We start from the raw sequence: 19,801 nt of genomic DNA, 5'->3' as shown, positions 1-19,801 counted from the left end.
AGCAATTTATTGGTATTAGGGGGAAGTAATGGTGGTTACAATTAAGGATGTGGCAAGGGAAGCAAATGTGGCGCCTTCGACGGTTTCAAGGGTAATTGCTAATAACCCACGAATAAGCGAACAAACAAAGAGACGTGTGAAAGAAGTGATGGAACAATTAGGGTACTATCCTAATTTGCAAGCGCGTAGCTTGGTTGCTAAAAGCACTCAAACCATTGGCGTCATAATGCCGAATTCAGCCTACCATGCCTTTCGAAACCCATTCTTCCCTGAAGTATTAAGAGGAATTAGTATGCATGCCCATGAAAGTAAATACGGTATTTATCTTTCAACTGGGTCCACTGAGGAAGAGATTCACGAAGAAGTCCTGTCCATGGTTATGGGTAGACGTGTGGATGGAATTCTTCTCTTATACTCACGTGTGAATGATCGGACAATGAACTACCTAGAGGAAATTGGCTTTCCTTTTACTGTCGTTGGTCGGCCAAGCGTGAATGAAGAGAGAATTACCTATGTTGATAATGACAATATATTTATAAGCAAACAGGTAACCAACTACTTAATTGAACACGGTCATACGAATATTGCTTACGTTGGAATAAATCTGGATTTTGTGGTTACTAATGACCGGATTAATGGATATAAGTTGGCTCTTAAGGAAGCTGGACTTCCAGTAAATGAGGCGTATCTCGTTAATGAAGAGTTAGTCAATGAACAAGGAATAGATGCCATTTGTTCTTTGATGAAGCTTGATGCTCCTCCTACAGCATTGGTAACACAGGATGATTTAATGGCGTATGAAATCATCAGTCATTTAGAAAAATTAAACATCAGAGTGCCTGAAGATATTTCAATCGTTGGCTTTAATAATCTCTCGCTTTCTGAACATTCAAAGCCTCCACTAACTTCGGTGGATATTGGCACATTTCAATTAGGTCATCTGGCAACAGAATGTTTAATAGAAAAAATCGAGAATCCTGATACGTTGCCAAAGAGAATCACGATTCCAACAAAGCTAATTGAACGTAAGTCGTGCGCGGTGAAAAAATAGCTTTGGATTGAATGTGAAATGACAAACATAAAAAGAGTCAGTGAGGATTTTACATGAATAAATTATGGTGGAAAGAAGCTGTTGCCTATCAGATTTATCCTCGAAGCTTCATGGATTCCAATGGAGACGGGATTGGGGATATCAAGGGCATCATCTCTAAATTAGATTATTTAAAAGAACTAGGGATTGATGTGATCTGGGTTAGTCCAATGTATCAATCGCCTAATGACGATAATGGTTACGATATCAGTGACTACCAAGAGATTATGGAAGAGTTTGGAACGATGGCTGATTTTAATCTACTTTTAGAGGAAACACATCGCCGTGGGATGAAACTTATCCTTGATCTAGTCATTAACCATACGAGTGATGAACATCCTTGGTTTATCGAATCCCGTGCGTCAAAAGAAAATCCAAAGCGTGATTGGTATATCTGGCGTGATGGAAAAGGCGGGAAAGAACCGAATAACTGGGAAAGCATTTTTGGTGGTTCAGCCTGGAAATATGATGAACAAACCGATCAGTATTTCATGCATATCTTTTCAAAAAAGCAGCCAGACCTTAACTGGGAAAATGAAGAGGTACGGAAAGCACTGTATGAAATGGTAAACTGGTGGCTCGATAAGGGAATCGATGGTTTCCGTGTCGATGCGATCAGCCACATTAAAAAGGAAGAGGGCCTAGAGGATATGTCAAATCCTGAAGGGCTCCAATATGTCTCCTGCTTCGATAAAATGATGAATGTGGACGGAATTCATACGTTTTTGCAGGAGTTAAAGGAAGAGACGTTTGCTAAATATGACATTATGACTGTTGGTGAGGCGAACGGAGTAACGGTTGACGACGTGGAAGATGTGGAGAGTTGGGTTGGTGAAAAGACAGGGAAGTTCAATATGGTATTCCAATTTGAGCATCTAGCATTATGGGATGCCGAAGCGAAAAAAGAGTTGGATATTGTAGAGCTTAAGGATGTATTGTCTCGATGGCAAAAAGGCTTGGAAAATAAGGGCTGGAACGCTTTGTTCATCGAGAACCACGACAAGCCGCGTGTAGTATCCACTTGGGGAAATGACAAGGAATATTGGCGTGAGAGTGCAACAGCGTTCGGAGCTATGTATTTTCTCATGCAGGGTACTCCGTTCATCTATCAGGGGCAAGAAATCGGCATGACAAATGTCCAATTTGATTCTATAGAGGATTACGACGATGTGTCTGCAAAGAATATGTACCGTATCAAGCGGGCCGATGGTGTTCCGCATGAAGAGATTATGGAGATTATTTGGTCATCAGGCCGTGATAACTCGCGAACTCCCATGCAATGGTCAACGGAGGAGAATGCTGGTTTCAGCACAGGGAATCCATGGTTGAAGGTTAATCCGAATTTTAAAGACATCAATGTCGTGTCGCAACAAAACGACGAACATTCTGTTTTAAACTTCTATAAGAAGATGATTGATCTAAAGAAAGCCAACGAAGTATTTACCTATGGTACGTATGAATTGCTTTTGAAGGATGATCCTCAAATTTTTGCTTATACAAGGACGTTAAATGAGGAAAAGATTATAGTAATAACTAATCTTTCTACACAGCCTGCAGAGATGCAGGGCGTTTCCCTCGACTATCATCACTTGCTGCTAAACAATTATGAAGTATCACCACATGAACCACTTCAAAAATTGACATTAAAGCCTTATGAGGCAAGAGTGTACCGAATGAAATAAAACGACGTAAAAAAGACGATTCGATTTTCGAATCGTCTTTTTTATCAGTTAAACTCTAGCTTTTGATTTTTCAGTACCGGCTGTTTTGTTGCTCATTTTTCTGAAGTAAGGTACAACCCAACGGTCTAAACCGATTTTTCCAGCGTTGTAGCCAGCAGTTAAGATGATAAAGCCAAGGAAGATGTCTCTAGGGTTGTGAGATACAGTGCCAGCTAGGAAGAAGCTGAAGTTCATGACGAGACCAAAGAACATAGCGGCAGTTGTTAAACATCCAAGGATTAAGCCTAAACCAATTAATGTTTCGCCCCAAGGAACAAGAACGTTAAAGACATCGACGTTTGGAAGAGCAAAGTGCTTCAAGAAGTCAACGTACCAGCCAAAAACGACTACGCCATCTGGACCTTTTACCGGGTTAGCGATGGCTCCTTTTAAAAATCCAGCAGCGTCAAATCCGCCAGTTAATTTATGGAATCCTGCAGTAAACCAAGAGTAACCGAGGTATAAACGTAAGACTGTTAAGATAACAGATGCAATCTTGTTTTCTCTTAAGAATTTGTTAAACATAAATGATTCCTTCTTTCATTTTTTGTTTTGTTCTTTATAGTTACAATATATTACTTTTTCGCTTAAATAACATGGCTATAGTGATAAGTTCACAGTTTGTTAGAAATGTTATGACAAACAGTTGAACAGCCATAACCAGCAAGTTTAAGAGGAAATATTTCCATATAGAACTTTTTTTATATACAAAAAATGTAAACGCTTCCAGTTTTATTTGATATTTCATTGTTAAATAAGTCGATTTTTGTTATTTTATAGATAAAGGCTAAATTTATTGTCATGTGGCTCGACCCATCGCATGGTATAAGGGAGAGAACAAACTTGGGGACCAAGAAATTAAATGATCCAACTTATTGGAAACTCATTTTTAGTTTGATCGTTTTTTCAGAGCTGCTTGACATTGCAGTTTCTGTTTTCTATCCATCTATTAAATTCCTAAAAATTATTTCTATTATTATCCTCATCGGAGCACTTCCGATTTTTCTCTTTTCATTAAAAGGAATAGAGAAAAAGGACGAAGAGCTTCGACAAAATAAACTTAAATTAAAGAATATCTTTGATACACTTGATGTTGCTATTTGGTCGCATGATTTAAAATCAGACACGCTACTAATCACTCCAGGTATTGAAAAATTGTATGGATATTCATATATTGATTTTTATAAAGATTTAAATCTGTGGAGAAAGGTCATTTATCCCGAAGATTTAGAGGTAATTGAAGACAGAGGAAAGAAACTGGCCTTAGGGGAAACGGTTACAAGTGTGTATCGGATTATTCGCCCAGATGGAGAAGTCCGCTGGATTCAGGACAGAGGGTTTCCGACATTGGATAGTAAAGGTGAGTTTGTTGACTTTACGAGTGTTTTATTTGATATAACAGATCGAAAAGAAAGTGAAGACCGTTATCGTAGTTTAGTTGAAATGTCTCCAGATATTATTGCTGTCGTTAACCATGAAAAAATTGAATATATTAATGAAGCGGGTTGGAAGTTAGTGGGTGCCCAGCATCCTGAGGATTTAGTTGGTCATTCTCCATTAAAGTTTGTCCCTCCACAAATTGTGGAGGCTTTTAAAGTAAAAGGCAATCCACACGAACAGCAAAAGGTCAGACTCGAGTTTAAAGTAAAAAAACTGAATGGAGAGACTATTGATGTAGAAATGGCGTCGACCCCGATTTCCTATGAAGGTAGGTTTGCTGTTCAAGTAGTTGGCAGAGATATTACGGAGCGTAAGAGAGCGGAGGCAACGATCCAAAATATGGCCTTTTATGATACGCTAACAGGGCTGCCAAATCGAAATAGGTTTAGACATCATCTTAACGATGCATTAAACAAACAGGAAGAAAATAAGATGCTTGCCGTTTTGTTTTTAGATTTAGATCGATTTAAGATTATTAATGACACAAAGGGACATAACACTGGAGATATTGTGCTGCAAAGAGTAGCGGACCGGTTAGAGATGACGGTTAAACAAGAAGGAATGGTCTCTAGGCAAGGTGGAGATGAATTTATTATCCTACTTGAAGATATTGATAAAGAGCGGGCTGCACTAGTGGCGCAACGGATTCTTTATGAGTTTTCTAAGCCTATCGAGGTGAATAACCAGGAGTTTTTTGTTACTCCTAGTATCGGAATCAGTCTTTACCCTTCCGATGGTTTAGATGAGGAAACATTAATTAAAAATGCAGATACCGCCATGTATCAAGCAAAAGAACGTGGGAAAAATAATTTCCGTTTCTATTCCTCCAATTTGAATGGGAATTCCATTCGAAAAATGGAGTTAGAAAATGGGCTACGAAAAGCTTTGGAGAAGAACCAATTAACGCTGCATTATCAGCCGCAAGTGTCTTTAGCAACAGGGGAAATTGTTGGGATTGAAGCATTAGTGCGTTGGAATCATCCAGAGCATGGATTTATTGCGCCTTCAGAATTTATTCCATTAGCAGAGGAAACTGGGTTGATTGTTCCAATTGGCAAGTGGGTATTGTGGGAAGCCTGTAAACAAAGGAAAGCCTGGGAAAATGCAGGCTTTAAAGATTTCCCTATTGCGGTAAATGTTTCTGTCCGGCAATTTGAGGATGACCATTTTATTGAATACATCTCAACGATCCTAGAAGAAGTGGGACTTCAAGCGAACCATTTAGAATTAGAAATCACTGAAAGCATCATGCAAAATTTAGAGAACTCGACGATTATTTTAAATCAATTAAAAGAGCTAGGGTGTCTTTTATCGATGGATGACTTTGGAACAGGTTATTCGTCACTAAGTTATTTAAAGCATCTTCCAATCGATAAGATTAAAATCGATAAATCGTTTGTCGATGACATCATTTATCATTCAAATCAAGGAATGATGGTAAAAACGATTATTGATATGGGAATGAATTTAAATTTTATCGTCATTGCTGAGGGTATTGAAACGGAAGAACAGCTTTCGTTTTTAAAGAACAATGCCTGTGAAATTGGACAAGGATATTTATTCAGCAGGCCGGTACCAGCTGACAATTTGGAGCAGTATTTAATCATAGGCAATAAAAAGAGTGGCATCACGATTTAATAATCGGATGCCATTTTTTTAGCTTTGAACAGGAACCCTGTTCTTTAGCTTATGCTCCCACGGTTTCATGAGCCATCGCCTTAAAGCAAAACAACCGCGCAGCCATTCGTCTGTTCCTTGAGCAAGCCAAATGCCTAACAGACCTAAACCATAATGAACTCCAAACAGGTAGCTAAGTGAAACGGCGATTCCCCACATAGAAAGCATTCCGATGATGACAGGAAATCGGACATCCCCAGCAGATTTTAATGAACTCATCAAGACTATATTCATCGCTCTTCCTGGTTCAACAAACACAATGGCCCATAAAACAGGCAGACCTACAGCTATGATGCTCGAATCTTTTGTAAAAGACTCTAATATAGGGGATCCGATTAAGGCAATTACTAATGATGTAACGAGTGAGGCGACCATGGCAATTTTTAATGTCCGAATGCCGCGCTGAAGTGCACGGTTGAAGTGCCTACCGCCAATGTAGCGTGCTACTAGAAGCTGTGTGCCTTGAGCAATCGCTAACGTAAATAAAAAACAAACCATATTAATATTTAAAATGTAGACACGTGCGGCCAAAGAGGAAGTTCCCATTGAAACTACAAAACTAGTAATGATCAGCTGGGATAATTGATAGGACAAGTTCTCACCCGCTGAGGGAATACCAATGGATAGGAGTCCTTTTATGTCCTCTTTTTTCGCATGAAAAATATCTCGTATTTCTAGCTTTAAAGAAAGTCGGTTATAGACAAGATATATCAGTGCACAAACAGCATAAAATCTTGCTGCAACGATGGTCCAAGACACACCGGTTACACCTGTGATTGGTAAACCGAAAATCCCCGAAAGGGCCGCAATATTCCCCCCGATGCTTATCAGATCCATGGCGACAGTGACAAACATGGATTCTTTTGTATAGCCGTGACTACGTAAAACAGCACTTAATGCGAGTGAAATAGATTCAAAGAAGAGGGAGATCCCGCAAATCCGAACAAAAGTAAGCCCATAATCGAAAATTTTCCCGTGAATATCGAACAAGAGTAAAAGATGTTCTCCAAAAAGAAAGACGATGATGGAAATGGTGATACCGAACCAAAAATTGAGTCCAAATACTGAACGAGATAATTGTCTTGCATTCTTAAGCCGGCCTGCACCGAGGTTCTGGCTGATTAAGACGGTAGCTCCAATGGAGGTCACGGTGAAGACTAAGATAAAGATGTTTAATAGTTGGTTCGCTACTCCCACCCCTGCCGCTGCTGTATCCGAATAGTGGCTTAACATAAATGTTGCGATAATTCCCATACCCATATGAAGAGCCAGCTCAATAAAAAGTGGCCACGAAATACTAAACAGTGATTGTTCCTGAAACTTATTTGTGTGTTCTTTCAATGGTGCAATACTCCTTTATCCTATTAACTTAATAAAATATAATCTCCATTGTACACCTATTTGAGATTGAAGCCTAGGATAAATTCCATCTTATGTAATTGTGGGTGAAATAAGAATACCTACCGAATATTTAAACGGTTTACTTGAAAGTGCAAATAAGGAAATCGCGAATATAAACGCTTTAACCTAGATGAAAAATGTGTAAATGTGGGTTATGAAGAACAAACTTGGTTGTGCATCAAGATAAATGTCCTTCATCTGGGGGTTATGAAGGACTACGGTCGCATAGACAGACTCTATGAGCCCTAATTACCTTGAAGTAGAAGGATTACGGTCGCATAGAAGGGTTCTATGAGCCCGAATTGCTTGATGTAGAAGGATTACGGTCGCATAGAAGGGTTCTATGAGCCCGAATTCTTGAAGTAGAAGGATTACGGTCGCATAGAAGGGTTCTATGAGCCTGAATTGCTTGATGTAGAAGGGTTACGGTCGCATAGAAGGATTCTACGAGCCAAACTGCCTAATGGAGGAACAAAAACACCTTTCTTGCCCTCCACCTCTAGGCAATTATGTGAGCCTCTCACTGTAAACTCAAAATAAATGTAATTCACCTTACTTAATTTTTTTATTAGTCGAAACCATTGTTGACACTTTTACACAATTAAATGGACTTGACTGTTATGAAGGACAAAATTCAGTTGGATAACAAGGAAAATGTCCTTCATCCGGGTTATGAAGGACAAAATTCAGTTAGATAACAAGGAAAATGTCCTTCATCCAGGTTATGAAGGACAAAATTCAGTTGAATAACAAGGAAAATGTCCTTCATCCAGGTTATAAAGGACAAATCCTAATGTGGTTTTTCCTATGAATTAATTGACCAGAAAGTTTGTAAGTAAACCCATTACGATTATTTGCGGTAGGTATCATTTGTAGTGGCTGTATTACATAACACCTAAATATGCTACCTTCCCCATTTCATAGCTACCGATAATGTACAGCAGCTCATTGGGTTATTTTGATCTGCATGGGTGGTGAGGATGAAGTTAATTCCTGACGGTGTAAACTGCGTTATGACAGGGACTTTTAATCCGATAGACTTAATCATCGCATCCACTTCACTATGTTTCCCCTGCTGGGCGGCACTCATTATTTTATAGTCAAAGCCTGGATCGCTCAATCTATCAAGTAAAATACTTCCTTGTTCCATTAGTAAACGGAATGATTTGACGGATTTGATAAATATTTTTGTATCTACCGGAGGATAGCTCCGAAGATATAAAGAGTTTACTGTATAGGTGTGATAAGCAGGAATGGGAGGATAAACAGGATAATGAAAAGGGTTGTAATACATCTTAATACTCCTTCCATGAGTAAAAAACACAAGGCAATAGTACCCTATGAAAATTTCTTGGATTTGGTTACCGGCTATTTTAAGCTTTCGTGATACAAATCACCGAAAGACTTGTCTAATCCTGTTAAATTATAAATTGATTCGAAATATTCGTAAAATATAAAAGGGGGTTGAATGGTGAGGAATAAACACTTGGCACTTGTTGGAGTATTACTGACCTATTTTTTAATTGTATTTGGGGGATATGTAGCCTCCTCTAATTCTGGTATGGGGTGTGGACCTGAATGGCCAATGTGTAACGGTGAAGTTATTCCAGTGTTAAAGGGGGATACATTAATTGAATATCTGCATCGAGTCATTGGAGCAACCCTTGGTTTACTATCTGTCCTATTATTTTTTACTCTTATGAGGAAGAGAAATGGGCGAAAAGTACATCAGGTGGCATTTGCCATGTTAGTCCTCCTAGTGATTCAAGTCCTCCTTGGGGCAGTTGTTGTTGTCCTTGATTTGCCTTCTATTGTGATTTCCGTCCACTTAATCATCGCCATGCTCTTTCTTTTCTGTTTGATTTGGATTTGGAGACATCTGGAGGTTGAGGATAGAAAATACAAAGCATATTTAACGGAAGGGAATCTTAGGTCGGTCATTCGCCATTTAAATATGTTACTCATGCTCCTCTTGTGTACAATGGCTTTTGGTGCATATATTAAGCATCAAACCTATGGGTTGGCTTGTGGATGGCTAGGGTGTAGACAAACATTCTATCCAACGACTATACCAGAACTTCTCCAAACCATTCATCGTGGACTTGCCGTTGTTTCTACTCTGTATATTCTCTTACTTACGCTCTGGTCTTTTACAAAAGGATGGGGTAGGGGCATTCAAAAGAGACTTGTACTATGTACGTTGGCCGTTCTTTTTCAATTAGTTATTGGGGCCGTGGTAGTCATGACATTCTTGGATCTCTCATGGGCGGTCTTTCACCTGGCTATCGGAACCGGATTATTCGTTTTAGTTAGCGAGACAAGAGTGTATGTCGGGAATTCCTTTATGAAATCTAATAAGAGTGTTGCTCAAAGGAGAAGCTGGCATAGTGGTCGAAGAAGTCTGGAGGAATAAACAAACGAAAGCGGCTGTCAAATTGAATGACAGCCGCTTTTTGCTTTAATGAATTCTTATATTTCCACTAGAGACATCAAGGTTGATAGGGAATTTCCCAGACCCATGTTTTCCTTGGATACTGTGTTTACTTTGGTCTTTGGAGGTCAATGGGAAGTTACTAGAAATATTACCACTACTTACATCACCATCAATCGTAAAATCAGCATCATCCGGTAAATCAAGACTGACATCACCAGAACTAACATCGATAGTAATTGCATCTAACAGTTGATCGACTTGAATGCTGAGTCTTCCGGATGATACATCTGCCTCGATTGGTCCTGTATAGTGCTTAATTTCCAGGTTGCCAGAACTAATATCAAAGGAACCTGATTCCGCCTTTAGTGAATCAATGTTCACGTTTCCTGAAGAAACGTCCTGGACAAAATGTTTAACTACCAGATTAGTAAGGTTTAGGTTTCCAGAGCCAATATCAACGGTTAACTCATCTAATTTCAAAGGCTTATTTTTGGAAATGCCGGAGAAGTGTAAATTACCTGAGCCTAAATCGATACTCATATTGCGGTCATAATTTTCTGGTATATAGATTTTCAGTTCCTTCTTTTTGGAGAAAGGTGCCCAGTTAAACCAATCGAACCATTTGTTTTTAATCGAAACTTCAACCTTATCTCCTGAGTCGTTAACTGTTAGTTTTTCTTTTCCGTTATAAACGGCTTCTAAATCGTCACGGTCTTCCGGAATAATAGTGGTACTTACACTTGAAACATTGATTTCAATCAAGTCTGTATCATCGGTTATCGCGGCTTGAGTATTCTTGGTTTCTGCCTGAGACCAATCCATTTGGAATCCTTGATTGAAGACAATATATAATCCAGTAATAACTAATAGTAGTATTAAGATTCTTTTCATTTTTTTCCATCCCCTTTTTTACTTGCTTCTATATAAAGCATATGAAATCCTCTCGTCTTCCTCAATGAACCTGAGATTTATTTCTGTCTACGACTTAAGGCGTAATTCATTTTTTCGATTGCCGAAGGATTTTTTTCTCATGGAAAAGAATTTATGGTATTCTTTGTAAAGGGGGTGCACACAATGACAATCAAAAAAATGACACCAAAAGAACTACATGAAAAGTTGCTTGGAGATGACAAGACAGTCGTTCTCGATGTGCGTGCAGAAGAAAAATACAATGAATTTCATATAGAAGAAAGCCGGAATATCCCAAAGACGATTATTTTTGAAATGGAAGAAAAGGAAGGATATCCTCCATTATCATTACCACGAGACAGAGAAGTCATCGTAACCTGTACCACGGGGAATTCCGCAGCTAAATGTGCGAAGATTCTCGATGCTCACAATTACAACGTAACAGTTTTAGATGGTGGGCTTACAGCCTGGAAGGCCTATTTACATTCGTTGGAAGACAAATAGGAGAGCGTTATGCTGCATAAATTAAATAGACAACTAGAAAAAATCATGCCTTTAATTACTCCTGTGGGCGTTGTAACTGGGGTGATTTTTAGTGTCCATCTAACGGACTTTTCCTATCTGATTCCTTGGATCTTTGCCTTTATGACCTTCGTAGGGAGTTTAAGTTCTAATTTTCGCTCATTAAAAGAGGTTATGGCTCATCCCTTTCCCATTTTTATGGCGATGTTAATTTTACATGTTCTCATGCCAGCTTGGGCATGGGGAGTAGGCCATGTCGCCTTTTCTGGTGATGTTTACACCATTACAGGTCTCATTTTAGGTATGGTCATCCCAACAGGAGTGACGAGTTTCATTTGGGTTTCTATCTACAAAGGGAATATTCCTTTGGTTTTATCTCTTATTTTAATAGATACCTTGCTTTCCCCTATTATTGTTCCGCTTTCACTTTCCTTATTTATCGGTCAAAAAGTGGAAATGGACTTCTTGAACATAATGAAAGGGCTCCTAGGGATGGTTGTCATTCCATCCTTAATCGGAATGTTCCTGAATCAAGTAACAAAGGGGAAAATTAAAGAACAATTAGGTTCACGTCTTGCTCCATTTTCAAAAATATGCATCGGCATTGTGGTGATGCTAAACGGGGCAATTGTTGCTCCTTATTTAAAAGACATTAATTTGAAGCTTGTAGGTATAACGGTAACTGTCTTTTGCATTGCCTTCTCTGGATATTTATTTTCCTTCTTTTTGGGTAGGTTGATGAAGAAGGACAGGGATACAGTAGTTACTCTCACATTTACCGGTGGAATGAGGAATATCAGTGCTGGCGCAGTATTAGCTGTTTCCTTTTTCCCAGCTGCAGTGGCAGTACCTGTAGTTGTGGGGATGCTTTTTCAACAAGTTCTAGCTTCAACCAATGGATATTTCCTCGACCGGTATTATACTAGAAAGGTCGATAAACAAGAGTCATTAGTTTTATAAAATGAGTAGGTGTTTCTAAAAGATGAACGACATTATGAAAAAAGATAGCAGCCTTTTGTCAGGAGTGCAAGGCATCCAGTGGGCTGTCTTTATGTTAACGAATATCATTGCAGTCCCTGTTGTAGTAGGTGCAGCCTTTCACATGTCCCCTGCAGAAATTTCCACTTTCATGCAACGGATGCTGTTGGTTTCGGGGGCAGCAACATTGATCCAAGTGTTTATTGGGCACCGCCTTCCTGTAGTTGAAGGAGCTGCTGGAATGTGGTGGGCAATCTTTATTTTGCTGGGGACCATGAGTAGACCTGGAGGCCAGGGGCTTTTACTACAACAGCTTGAAATGGGTCTTATTATTGCTGGTTTATTTTTAGCAATCGTAAGCTTCTTGCCTATTATTGAAAAAATACGGTTATTATTCACCCCAATAGTCACAGGGGTTTATTTAATTCTTCTTGTAAGCCAGTTGAGTGGTTCGTTTTTTAAAAGTATCCTTGGAATTACAGCGACCGGTCAACTCAATGGAAAGATCACACTGATTTGTTTAGTTGAAATTATCATTATCCTTCTGTTTTCATTAAGAGCAAAAGGGATTTGGAAAAGCATGGGGCCGCTCGTTGGAATTATGGTCGGTTGGAGCCTCTTTCATTTCTTTGGTTTACTCCATACTGGTCAAGTCTATGAACCTAGTAGCTGGTTTGCTTTGCCGCATGTTTTCAGCTGGGGAGCTCCAAAGTTTGATGTAGGGATCGTACTAACCTCTGTGATTACTTCGATTGTGTTAATCTCGAATGTGATTGCCAGTATTTTAGTAGTGGGAATTGCTCTTGAAAAAGAGATCCAGCCTAAGCAGTATCAAAAGGGAATCTTCGGTAATGGAGTAAACTTGCTTGTTTCGGGAATATTTTCAGTTGTTGGGGTTGTACCTTTGTCTGTTTCAGCTGGGTTTATTACTACAACAGGGATTAAAGCAAAACGCCCGCTGGTGATTGGGGCAATAGTTATTATGGTTATTGGATTCTTTCCTTATATAGGAGAATTTTTATCTACTCTACCATTAGAGGTTGCTTACGCTTCCTTGTTCATTCCATTCTCTCAGATGATGGGGTTTGGAATTCGTGACTTAATGGGTCAGGAGCCATCTTCACGAAATTTATTAGTGATTGGACTTTCGTTGATGGTCGGAATTGGGATGATGTTCATGTCACCTGCTGCCTTCGAAAGCGTCGCGCCATGGCTTCGAAACATCATTGCGAATGGTTTGCTCGTTGGATTGATGTTTTGTTTGTTGCTGGAACATGTAGTATTTCGGGAGAAGAAGGTTCATAACCTCAATGAAAAAGCCAGTCGATAAGACTGGCTTTTTACATGGATGCATCGATGGGAATATGCTTAAAATTTGAAACCTGAAACAATCCTTGGTCTGTCAATTTGAGTTCAGGTATGACGGGAAGCGCCAAGAAGGAAAGAGTCAAAAATGGATTAAATTCACCGCTTGCCCCTAATTTTTTCAACGCAAGATTGATCTCATTTAGTTTAGAATAAACCTCCTGATAGGGACGATCAGACATTAACCCAGCAATCGGAAGCTCCAAAGAGGCAATAACTACACCCTGATAAACAACAATCATACCGCCTTGCATTTCCTTAAGAGTATTAGCTGCGACAACCATATCATGATCATTGGTACCTGCGATGATAAGATTGTGAGAATCATGGGCTATGGTTGTAGCGATTGCCCCGTTTTTTAAGCCTAATCCTTTCACGATACCTAAGCCAATCTCTTTGGTCAGATGATGACGTTCAATCACAGCTAACTTTAAGTGGTCATTAGGAATAGAAGTTTGGAAAGTGCCTCGTTCACAGGTTTCCACTTCCTCAATTACATGGCGTGTAACGAGATTATTGGGGATAATCTCAATAACATTGGCTTTCTTACTTAATAAAGGGATATCAAAGCTCTGTTCAGTAATTTCATGAAAACGGACAGAATTCCTTAGTAGCTCCGTTCGTGTTACACTCTTATTTTCTGCCTTATTTAAAAATACCCCATTTTCAATAACGGGATTCCCATCCTTATAGACATCTACAATCTTAAACCTTTCAAGGTCCTCGAAAAGGATAAAATCTGCTTTGTATCCGGGGGCAATGGCTCCTTTTTCAGCAAGCCCAAAGCACTCGGCGGCATTAATCGTCGCCATTTGGATGGCGGTAAGAGGAGAGAGACCTGAGGCAATGGCCAGTCGTACATTGTGATCAATACTACCTTCACAAATCAAGTCATCTAAATGCTTATCATCTGTCACAAACAAACAGCGGCGAGCATTCCGTTCATTCACAATGGGAATTAACTGCTGTAAATCCTTCGCCACGGTGCCTTCGCGAATCATTAGGTACATTCCTCTAGTAAGGCGCTCTTTTGCTTCTGTTGCAGTTGTACTTTCATGATCTGTACGTATGCCAGCAGACATATACACATTCAGGTCACTCGCACTTAATCCAGCTGCATGACCATCGATTTTTTTTCCGGTATGCTTACTATCACAGATTTTTGAAAGCATGTCAGGATCAGCTTGTAATACGGCGGTGAAATTCATTACTTCTGCTAAACCGAGCACACGGGGTTGTTGATAAAAAGGTCTTAAGTCCTCGGCTCTTAAATTGGCACCTGCATGCTCGAATGCAGTGGCTGGCACACAGGATGGAAGCATAAAGTAAAAGTCAAAAGGAAGGTTTTCGGAAGAATCTAGCATATATTGTATTCCTGTTACACCGCACACATTGGCGATTTCATGAGGATCGGCAATTACGGTGGTTACCCCGTGCTGAAGGAGAACTTTGGCAAATTCACTGGCAGTCACCATAGATGACTCAATATGAACATGGCCGTCAATGAAAGCAGGTGAAACATAAGAGCCATTTGCATCGATTGTATGGTTCCCTTCGTATTGTCCAATCCCTGCAAAATAGCCATCAACAATAGCGATATCAGCTTCAATAATTTCACCATTGAACACATCAATGATTTTCCCATTTTTAATGACCGTATCTGCAGGTTCTTTCCCAGATGCAACAGAGATTCTTCTTGCTAACTGATTTCTCTCCATCTTCAACATCCTTTTTTGTAAAATTAGTATTCTATTTTGTTAGTAGCAATTTCCCATGTCCTAAAGGGTAGATCACCTCGGTCAGGGAAAATTTGTTTCATGGGAATTTTCCTGTCCTCTTGTGGGAGGGCTAGTTGGTCATATATAAATTGATCATCAAACCCAATCTTCGCTGCATCTTGCTTGGTGCATGCGTAATACACAGCCTTTGGGCGGGCCCAATAAATGGCTCCAATACACATTGGGCAGGGTTCACAGCTTGTGTATATTTCACAATCATCAAGCTGAAAAGTATTTAAATTCCGACAAGCCTCACGAATTGCCTGTACCTCAGCGTGTGCGGTAGGATCGTTCGAGGCTGTTACTTCGTTCTGTCCTGTTCCGATAATCTTTCCGTCTTTTACAACAATCGCTCCAAACGGTCCACCATGGCTGGTCGTTACATTAGTAAGAGCGAGTTCAATAGCCTTTTCCATTAAGTGAAAGTCCGACATAATAACCTCTCCGATCTAGAACTATGCATTCGTATTTACAAGAGTATTTATGAAAGCAATGATTGTATCTTATAATAATCCTCAAGAGTAGGAATGGAACTTTTCCTATCTAACTTGAATTACATTATTCTATAACAATCACATAAATTCTCTGATGTTGTGAGGTTATCTAACAGACTTTTTTGAAATTAGGTTTTTGTTTGAAGTATAATAGAAATTATTAACGATTATGCCTATTTAAGGAGGATTCTTATGAGCAAGCTTTTCGTCGATAAAACGATTGAAATAACTGCCCCTGCAGCAAAAGTCTGGGAAGTTCTAACGATCAGTGATAAAAATGCCGAGTGGGCGAAAGAATTCTCAAGTGGCGGACCAGAGTTTCACCTTGAATCGACTTGGGAACAAGAAAGTCCAGTCCTTTGGAAAGGCCAAGACGGGACTGTTATCGTGGAAGGTAATGTAACAGCTGTGGAGCCAAACAAGCTGCTTCGCTTTACGGTATTTGACGTTCGAAGTCCGGAGCGGCCGGCTGTGACAGAGGAAGACGGGATTACTTTTCGACTGATGGAGGAGGCTGGTAAGACAACCCTTCATGTTTTACAAGGGGATTTCTCTGTGATGACGGATGGAGAGAAATATCGAGATTTAAGTGCAGATATTTGGGACAAGGTACTGCCAAAGGTAAAAGTGATGGCGGAGCTAACTAACTAAGCTCCCATGAAAAACTAAATTTTATTTGAGCTAGGATATTTTCCACCTAGCTCTTTTTGATATGATAAAATTTTATAAAAAGCACGCGCGAGGAGACTATTCTAAATGAATATTATCGATTTACATTGTGACGCATTAATGAAACTTCAGGAAGCAAAAGGGGCCCTTCGATTTGCAGATGCACCGGAATTACACACCAATAAAACCCGACTACAGCAAGGGCAAATTAAGGTTCAGTGCTTTGCGATTTTTATTGAACCTGATATAAAGGGCGACCAGAAATTTCAGGTTGTCCTTGAACAAATTGATTATTTTTACAAGGAAGTGCTTGGGCGAAATCCAGATATGGTCCACATCAAAGAATGGTCTGATTTTGACCGGTTAAAAATTGGCCAAATTGGTGCGATGCTGACACTGGAAGGCGTAGATGCTATTGGCAACGATTTAGCGAAACTACATATCCTTTACCAGTTAGGAGTTCGTTCGGTGGGATTGACCTGGAACCAGGCAAACCTGGCTGCAGACGGTGCAGGTGAACCACGTGGTGCAGGGCTCACTCTTTTCGGAAAAGAAATTGTAGAGTTTAATAACGAGCATCAAATCCTGACAGATGTTTCCCATTTAAGTGATAAGGGGATTTGGGAGGTTATTGAGCTAGCCAAGTATCCCATTGCGAGCCATTCTAATGCAAGAGCACTTTGCCATCACCCACGTAACTTAACAGATGATCAAGCGAAAGCGATGTTTGCTAAGGGTGGACTCATTCATGTGGTGTACCATCCACCGTTTGTAAAAGAATCTGGAGAGGTGAAAATTACTGACCTGGTGAAGCATATTGATCACTTTTGCTCGTTAGGCGGGGTGAAGCAAATTGGTTTAGGTTCTGATTTTGATGGAATCTCTACGTTTATTACTAACCTAGAAGATGCCTCTAAGAGCCAAAATCTGATTAATGAACTATTAAAGCACTTTAATGAGGATGAAGTGAAGGGCTTTGCTTATGAAAACTTCCTTAACCACCGCCCTGGGAGTAACCGATGAAGGTAAGGAAGGCTGGCATGGCTGTTGGGAAACTGCCAACGGGTGTAAAAAACTGCATTACTGATGTAGAAGGAGTCCTAGTTGGTCATGTGACGTTGGATTACCCACTTGACGAGAGTGGGGCAGAATATGCCTGTACGGGAGTAACAGCTATTTTACCGCATAACGGAAATTTGTTTAAGGAAAAGGTAACAGCAGCTAGTTACGTCATTAATGGTTTTGGGAAAACGACTGGACTTGTGCAGGTGAATGAATTAGGTGTCCTCGAATCGCCCATCATGTTAACGAATACCTTTGCGGTACCTGCTGTAACGCAGGGAGTGCTGGAGTACATGCTTAGTGAGAATCCTGAAATTGGCGACACCACAGGGACCATAAACATTGTGGTTGGTGAATGCAATGATAGCTACCTGAATTCTATAAGGCGTTTTCCAGTGAAACCAGAGCATGCAATTGAAGCAATCAAGAATGCAACTTCTGACCAGGCAGGAGAAGGAGCCGTTGGAGCAGGGAAGGGCATGGTGTGCTTTGGCTACAAAGGAGGAATTGGTTCGTCCTCCCGTATCGTTGGCGAGTACACGGTCGGATGCCATGTTTTAAGTAACTTTGGAAAAAAAGAAGAGCTACAGAGTTATCGCTATGCTGGCGGAGAAGGAGTATCTGAAACTTCGGATGGTTCCATTATCATTATATTGGCCACAGATGCTCCGCTAAGTGACCGGCAATTACAACGGCTAGCCAAACGATGCGGGATTGGTCTTGGTCGTACAGGCAGTCATTTTAGTCATGGCAGTGGTGATATTGTCATTGCTTTTTCAACTGCACAAAAAATAGCTCATTTTTCAGAGGATGTTCTTGAAAAACGAGTCCAGCTTCGTGAGGAACATCCGATTATGAATCAACTATTTATGGCTGCTGCCGAAGCTGCAGAGGAAGCCATCCTAAATTCACTGTCTCAAGCTGTCACTACAAAAGGGAGATTGGGACGAGTGGTCAATCAGGTTAATTTTTCAATAGAGGAGTAGTAACTTTGTATCTTACTATAAAGGAAACAGCAGAATATCTAGAGATGCCAGAGGCAAACGTTAAAGGTCTCATTCAACAAAAGAAAATACGCGCCGTTTTTGATGGGGAGCAGTACCTGATCAACAAAGACCAATTCAGCACCCATCTAAAACAATTGGAAAAATACAAGGAGCTAATTGAAGAAATCCTAAACGAACCTATCCCAGAAAGTATCGACGTCAAAGACGAGGATTAGGTGTCAGGCACCATCCGTGGACACTGTCCGTCTTGAGAGGACAATTTTGTCATTGAGAATTTAATGAGGTGGTAGGATGAGTAATATTTTACTTAAGAGGGTTTATGAACCGTATGATGATATGGATGGCTGTCGGATATTAATTGACCGGCTGTGGCCTAGGGGTATATCTAAAGAAGGGGCGAGATTATCGCATTGGTTTAAGGATATCGCTCCAAGCAATGAGCTGCGGAAATGGTTTTGTCATAAGCCAGAATTGTTTGATGAGTTTCGAAAGCAATACCTTAATGAACTTCAGTCTGATGAACAAAAGCAGCAGATGATTGAGCAAATCATTGATTTAAGTACGAAAGATAGTGTTACACTTCTGTATGGTGCAAAGGATCCTGTTTATAATCATGGAGTAGTTTTGTACGAAGAATTAAGTAGAATTATTGGATCATGATAAACAAACAATAAGAGGTGCCATTCGCATCTCTTTATTTTTTAAGCTCTTTTCGTAAACTTTATTGCTCTCTGTACTTTTTTATTCCTGATTCAATGGCAAGTTTGGACAGAGCAAAAACCAGCGAAACACTGTCAGAAGGTAAGGCAACTTCGGACAGTGTTGGCGGAATAAACAGAAACACTGTCAAAAGACAAGACAACTTCGGACAGAGTTGGCGGAAACCAGAGAAACACTGTCAGAAGGTAAGGCAACTTCGGACAGAGCTGGCGGAAAACAGCAAAGCACTGTCAGAAGGTAAGGTAACTTCTGACAGTGTTAGCGGAAACCAGAGAAACACTGTCAGAAGGTAAGGCAACTTCGGACAGTGTTGGCGGAAAAAAGAGAAACATTGTCAGAAGGTAAGGAAACTTCTGACAGTGTTAGCAGAAACCAGAGAAACATTGTCAGAAGGTAAGGGCAACTTCGGACAGAGTTGGCGGAAAAAAGAGAAACATTGTCAGAAGGTAAGGCAACTTAGTCAAGTCCATTTAATTGTGTAAAAGTGTCAACAATGTTTTCGCTTGTAAAAAAAGAATGAGTATAGTGAACTAC

18 protein-coding genes are annotated in these 19,801 nt (G+C 40.0%); 12 read left to right on the top strand and 6 right to left on the bottom strand.

Going from position 1 to position 19,801, the window contains the following annotated elements; translation table 11 throughout:
* Window positions 1-28: 28 nt before the first annotated feature.
* Together AC3A54_RS21765 and AC3A54_RS21760 are read left to right on the top strand one after the other, a co-directional pair.
* The gene (locus tag AC3A54_RS21765) at window positions 29-1,051 is read left to right on the top strand and encodes a LacI family DNA-binding transcriptional regulator (protein WP_487656198.1); all 1,023 of its coding nucleotides are present in this window, start codon (window positions 29-31) and stop codon (window positions 1,049-1,051) included.
* Window positions 1,052-1,104: 53 nt separating this feature from the next.
* Window positions 1,105-2,772, top strand: coding sequence for a glycoside hydrolase family 13 protein (locus AC3A54_RS21760; RefSeq protein WP_487656197.1), 1,668 nt, complete (start codon window positions 1,105-1,107; stop codon window positions 2,770-2,772).
* 48 nt (window positions 2,773-2,820) lie between these two features.
* On the opposite strand, the gene AC3A54_RS21755 is transcribed toward AC3A54_RS21760, so the two are convergent.
* Window positions 2,821-3,336 (bottom strand): DoxX family protein, encoded by a 516-nt coding sequence (locus AC3A54_RS21755; protein ID WP_487656196.1) that lies wholly within the window; start codon window positions 3,334-3,336, stop codon window positions 2,821-2,823.
* 318 nt (window positions 3,337-3,654) lie between these two features.
* Between AC3A54_RS21755 and AC3A54_RS21750 the strand changes: the two genes are divergently transcribed.
* Complete coding sequence (locus tag AC3A54_RS21750) at window positions 3,655-5,889, top strand: sensor domain-containing protein (RefSeq protein WP_487656195.1); 2,235 nt, start codon at window positions 3,655-3,657, stop codon at window positions 5,887-5,889.
* A gap of 18 nt (window positions 5,890-5,907) precedes the next feature.
* Here the strand turns inward: AC3A54_RS21750 and AC3A54_RS21745 are convergent, their stop codons facing one another.
* On the bottom strand, window positions 5,908-7,269 hold the full coding sequence (locus AC3A54_RS21745; RefSeq protein ID WP_487656194.1) for an MATE family efflux transporter: 1,362 nt from the start codon (window positions 7,267-7,269) through the stop codon (window positions 5,908-5,910).
* Between the two features lie 964 nt (window positions 7,270-8,233).
* The gene (locus AC3A54_RS21740) at window positions 8,234-8,623 is read right to left on the bottom strand and encodes a YuzC family spore coat inner layer protein (RefSeq protein ID WP_487656193.1); all 390 of its coding nucleotides are present in this window, start codon (window positions 8,621-8,623) and stop codon (window positions 8,234-8,236) included.
* Window positions 8,624-8,800: 177 nt separating this feature from the next.
* Between AC3A54_RS21740 and AC3A54_RS21735 the strand changes: the two genes are divergently transcribed.
* Window positions 8,801-9,742 carry a COX15/CtaA family protein gene (locus tag AC3A54_RS21735; protein WP_487656192.1) on the top strand — a complete coding sequence of 314 codons (942 nt, stop codon included), beginning with the start codon at window positions 8,801-8,803 and terminating at the stop codon, window positions 9,740-9,742.
* 45 nt (window positions 9,743-9,787) lie between these two features.
* Here AC3A54_RS21735 and liaG read toward each other — a convergent pair whose 3' ends face one another.
* Window positions 9,788-10,654: a LiaG family protein gene (gene liaG / locus AC3A54_RS21730; protein WP_487656191.1), complete on the bottom strand. Its 867-nt coding sequence runs from the start codon at window positions 10,652-10,654 to the stop codon at window positions 9,788-9,790.
* 183 nt (window positions 10,655-10,837) lie between these two features.
* On the opposite strand from liaG, the gene AC3A54_RS21725 reads away from it, so the two are divergent.
* From AC3A54_RS21725 to AC3A54_RS21715, 3 genes are read left to right on the top strand one after another with little or no spacing between them, the layout of a single operon-like run.
* Window positions 10,838-11,176, top strand: coding sequence for a rhodanese-like domain-containing protein (locus AC3A54_RS21725; RefSeq protein WP_487656190.1), 339 nt, complete (start codon window positions 10,838-10,840; stop codon window positions 11,174-11,176).
* Window positions 11,177-11,185: 9 nt separating this feature from the next.
* Window positions 11,186-12,154: a bile acid:sodium symporter family protein gene (locus AC3A54_RS21720; protein WP_487656189.1), complete on the top strand. Its 969-nt coding sequence runs from the start codon at window positions 11,186-11,188 to the stop codon at window positions 12,152-12,154.
* Between the two features lie 22 nt (window positions 12,155-12,176).
* Entirely contained in the window at window positions 12,177-13,502 is a 1,326-nt protein-coding gene (locus AC3A54_RS21715) for a purine/pyrimidine permease (protein ID WP_487656188.1), read from the top strand.
* A 10-nt stretch (window positions 13,503-13,512) separates the two neighbouring features.
* Here the strand turns inward: AC3A54_RS21715 and ade are convergent, their stop codons facing one another.
* Window positions 13,513-15,261, bottom strand: a complete 1,749-nt coding sequence (gene ade, locus AC3A54_RS21710; RefSeq protein WP_487656187.1) for an adenine deaminase — start codon at window positions 15,259-15,261, stop codon at window positions 13,513-13,515.
* A gap of 17 nt (window positions 15,262-15,278) precedes the next feature.
* Window positions 15,279-15,749 (bottom strand): nucleoside deaminase, encoded by a 471-nt coding sequence (locus AC3A54_RS21705; RefSeq protein ID WP_487656186.1) that lies wholly within the window; start codon window positions 15,747-15,749, stop codon window positions 15,279-15,281.
* Between the two features lie 252 nt (window positions 15,750-16,001).
* On the opposite strand from AC3A54_RS21705, the gene AC3A54_RS21700 reads away from it, so the two are divergent.
* From AC3A54_RS21700 to AC3A54_RS21680, 5 genes are all read left to right on the top strand, one after another.
* Window positions 16,002-16,460 (top strand): SRPBCC family protein, encoded by a 459-nt coding sequence (locus AC3A54_RS21700; protein ID WP_487656185.1) that lies wholly within the window; start codon window positions 16,002-16,004, stop codon window positions 16,458-16,460.
* A 105-nt stretch (window positions 16,461-16,565) separates the two neighbouring features.
* Window positions 16,566-17,501 (top strand): dipeptidase, encoded by a 936-nt coding sequence (locus tag AC3A54_RS21695; RefSeq protein WP_487656184.1) that lies wholly within the window; start codon window positions 16,566-16,568, stop codon window positions 17,499-17,501.
* Window positions 17,498-18,526: a P1 family peptidase gene (locus AC3A54_RS21690; RefSeq protein ID WP_487656183.1), complete on the top strand. Its 1,029-nt coding sequence runs from the start codon at window positions 17,498-17,500 to the stop codon at window positions 18,524-18,526. The genes AC3A54_RS21695 and AC3A54_RS21690 overlap by 4 nt, the downstream gene beginning before the upstream one ends.
* 5 nt (window positions 18,527-18,531) lie before the next feature.
* The gene (locus tag AC3A54_RS21685) at window positions 18,532-18,762 is read left to right on the top strand and encodes an excisionase family DNA-binding protein (RefSeq protein ID WP_487656182.1); all 231 of its coding nucleotides are present in this window, start codon (window positions 18,532-18,534) and stop codon (window positions 18,760-18,762) included.
* 76 nt (window positions 18,763-18,838) lie between these two features.
* Window positions 18,839-19,207 (top strand): DUF488 domain-containing protein, encoded by a 369-nt coding sequence (locus AC3A54_RS21680; RefSeq protein WP_335545923.1) that lies wholly within the window; start codon window positions 18,839-18,841, stop codon window positions 19,205-19,207.
* Window positions 19,208-19,801 lie beyond the last annotated feature (594 nt).

This window comes from Neobacillus sp. Soil_C_43 (assembly GCF_057656715.1).
The sequence above is the reverse complement of the archived record's forward strand: the minus strand, read 5'-3'. Positions and strand labels throughout refer to the sequence as shown.

Coding starts and splice junctions, on each gene's coding strand:
- AC3A54_RS21765 (WP_487656198.1), top strand. CDS start 29: ATGGTGGTTACAATTAAGGATGTGGCAAGGGAAGCAAATGTGGCGCCT.
- AC3A54_RS21760 (WP_487656197.1), top strand. CDS start 1,105: ATGAATAAATTATGGTGGAAAGAAGCTGTTGCCTATCAGATTTATCCT.
- AC3A54_RS21755 (WP_487656196.1), bottom strand. CDS start 3,336: ATGTTTAACAAATTCTTAAGAGAAAACAAGATTGCATCTGTTATCTTA.
- AC3A54_RS21740 (WP_487656193.1), bottom strand. CDS start 8,623: ATGTATTACAACCCTTTTCATTATCCTGTTTATCCTCCCATTCCTGCT.
- liaG (WP_487656191.1), bottom strand. CDS start 10,654: ATGAAAAGAATCTTAATACTACTATTAGTTATTACTGGATTATATATT.
- AC3A54_RS21725 (WP_487656190.1), top strand. CDS start 10,838: ATGACAATCAAAAAAATGACACCAAAAGAACTACATGAAAAGTTGCTT.
- AC3A54_RS21720 (WP_487656189.1), top strand. CDS start 11,186: ATGCTGCATAAATTAAATAGACAACTAGAAAAAATCATGCCTTTAATT.
- AC3A54_RS21715 (WP_487656188.1), top strand. CDS start 12,177: ATGAACGACATTATGAAAAAAGATAGCAGCCTTTTGTCAGGAGTGCAA.
- AC3A54_RS21705 (WP_487656186.1), bottom strand. CDS start 15,749: ATGTCGGACTTTCACTTAATGGAAAAGGCTATTGAACTCGCTCTTACT.
- AC3A54_RS21700 (WP_487656185.1), top strand. CDS start 16,002: ATGAGCAAGCTTTTCGTCGATAAAACGATTGAAATAACTGCCCCTGCA.
- AC3A54_RS21695 (WP_487656184.1), top strand. CDS start 16,566: ATGAATATTATCGATTTACATTGTGACGCATTAATGAAACTTCAGGAA.
- AC3A54_RS21690 (WP_487656183.1), top strand. CDS start 17,498: ATGAAGGTAAGGAAGGCTGGCATGGCTGTTGGGAAACTGCCAACGGGT.
- AC3A54_RS21680 (WP_335545923.1), top strand. CDS start 18,839: ATGAGTAATATTTTACTTAAGAGGGTTTATGAACCGTATGATGATATG.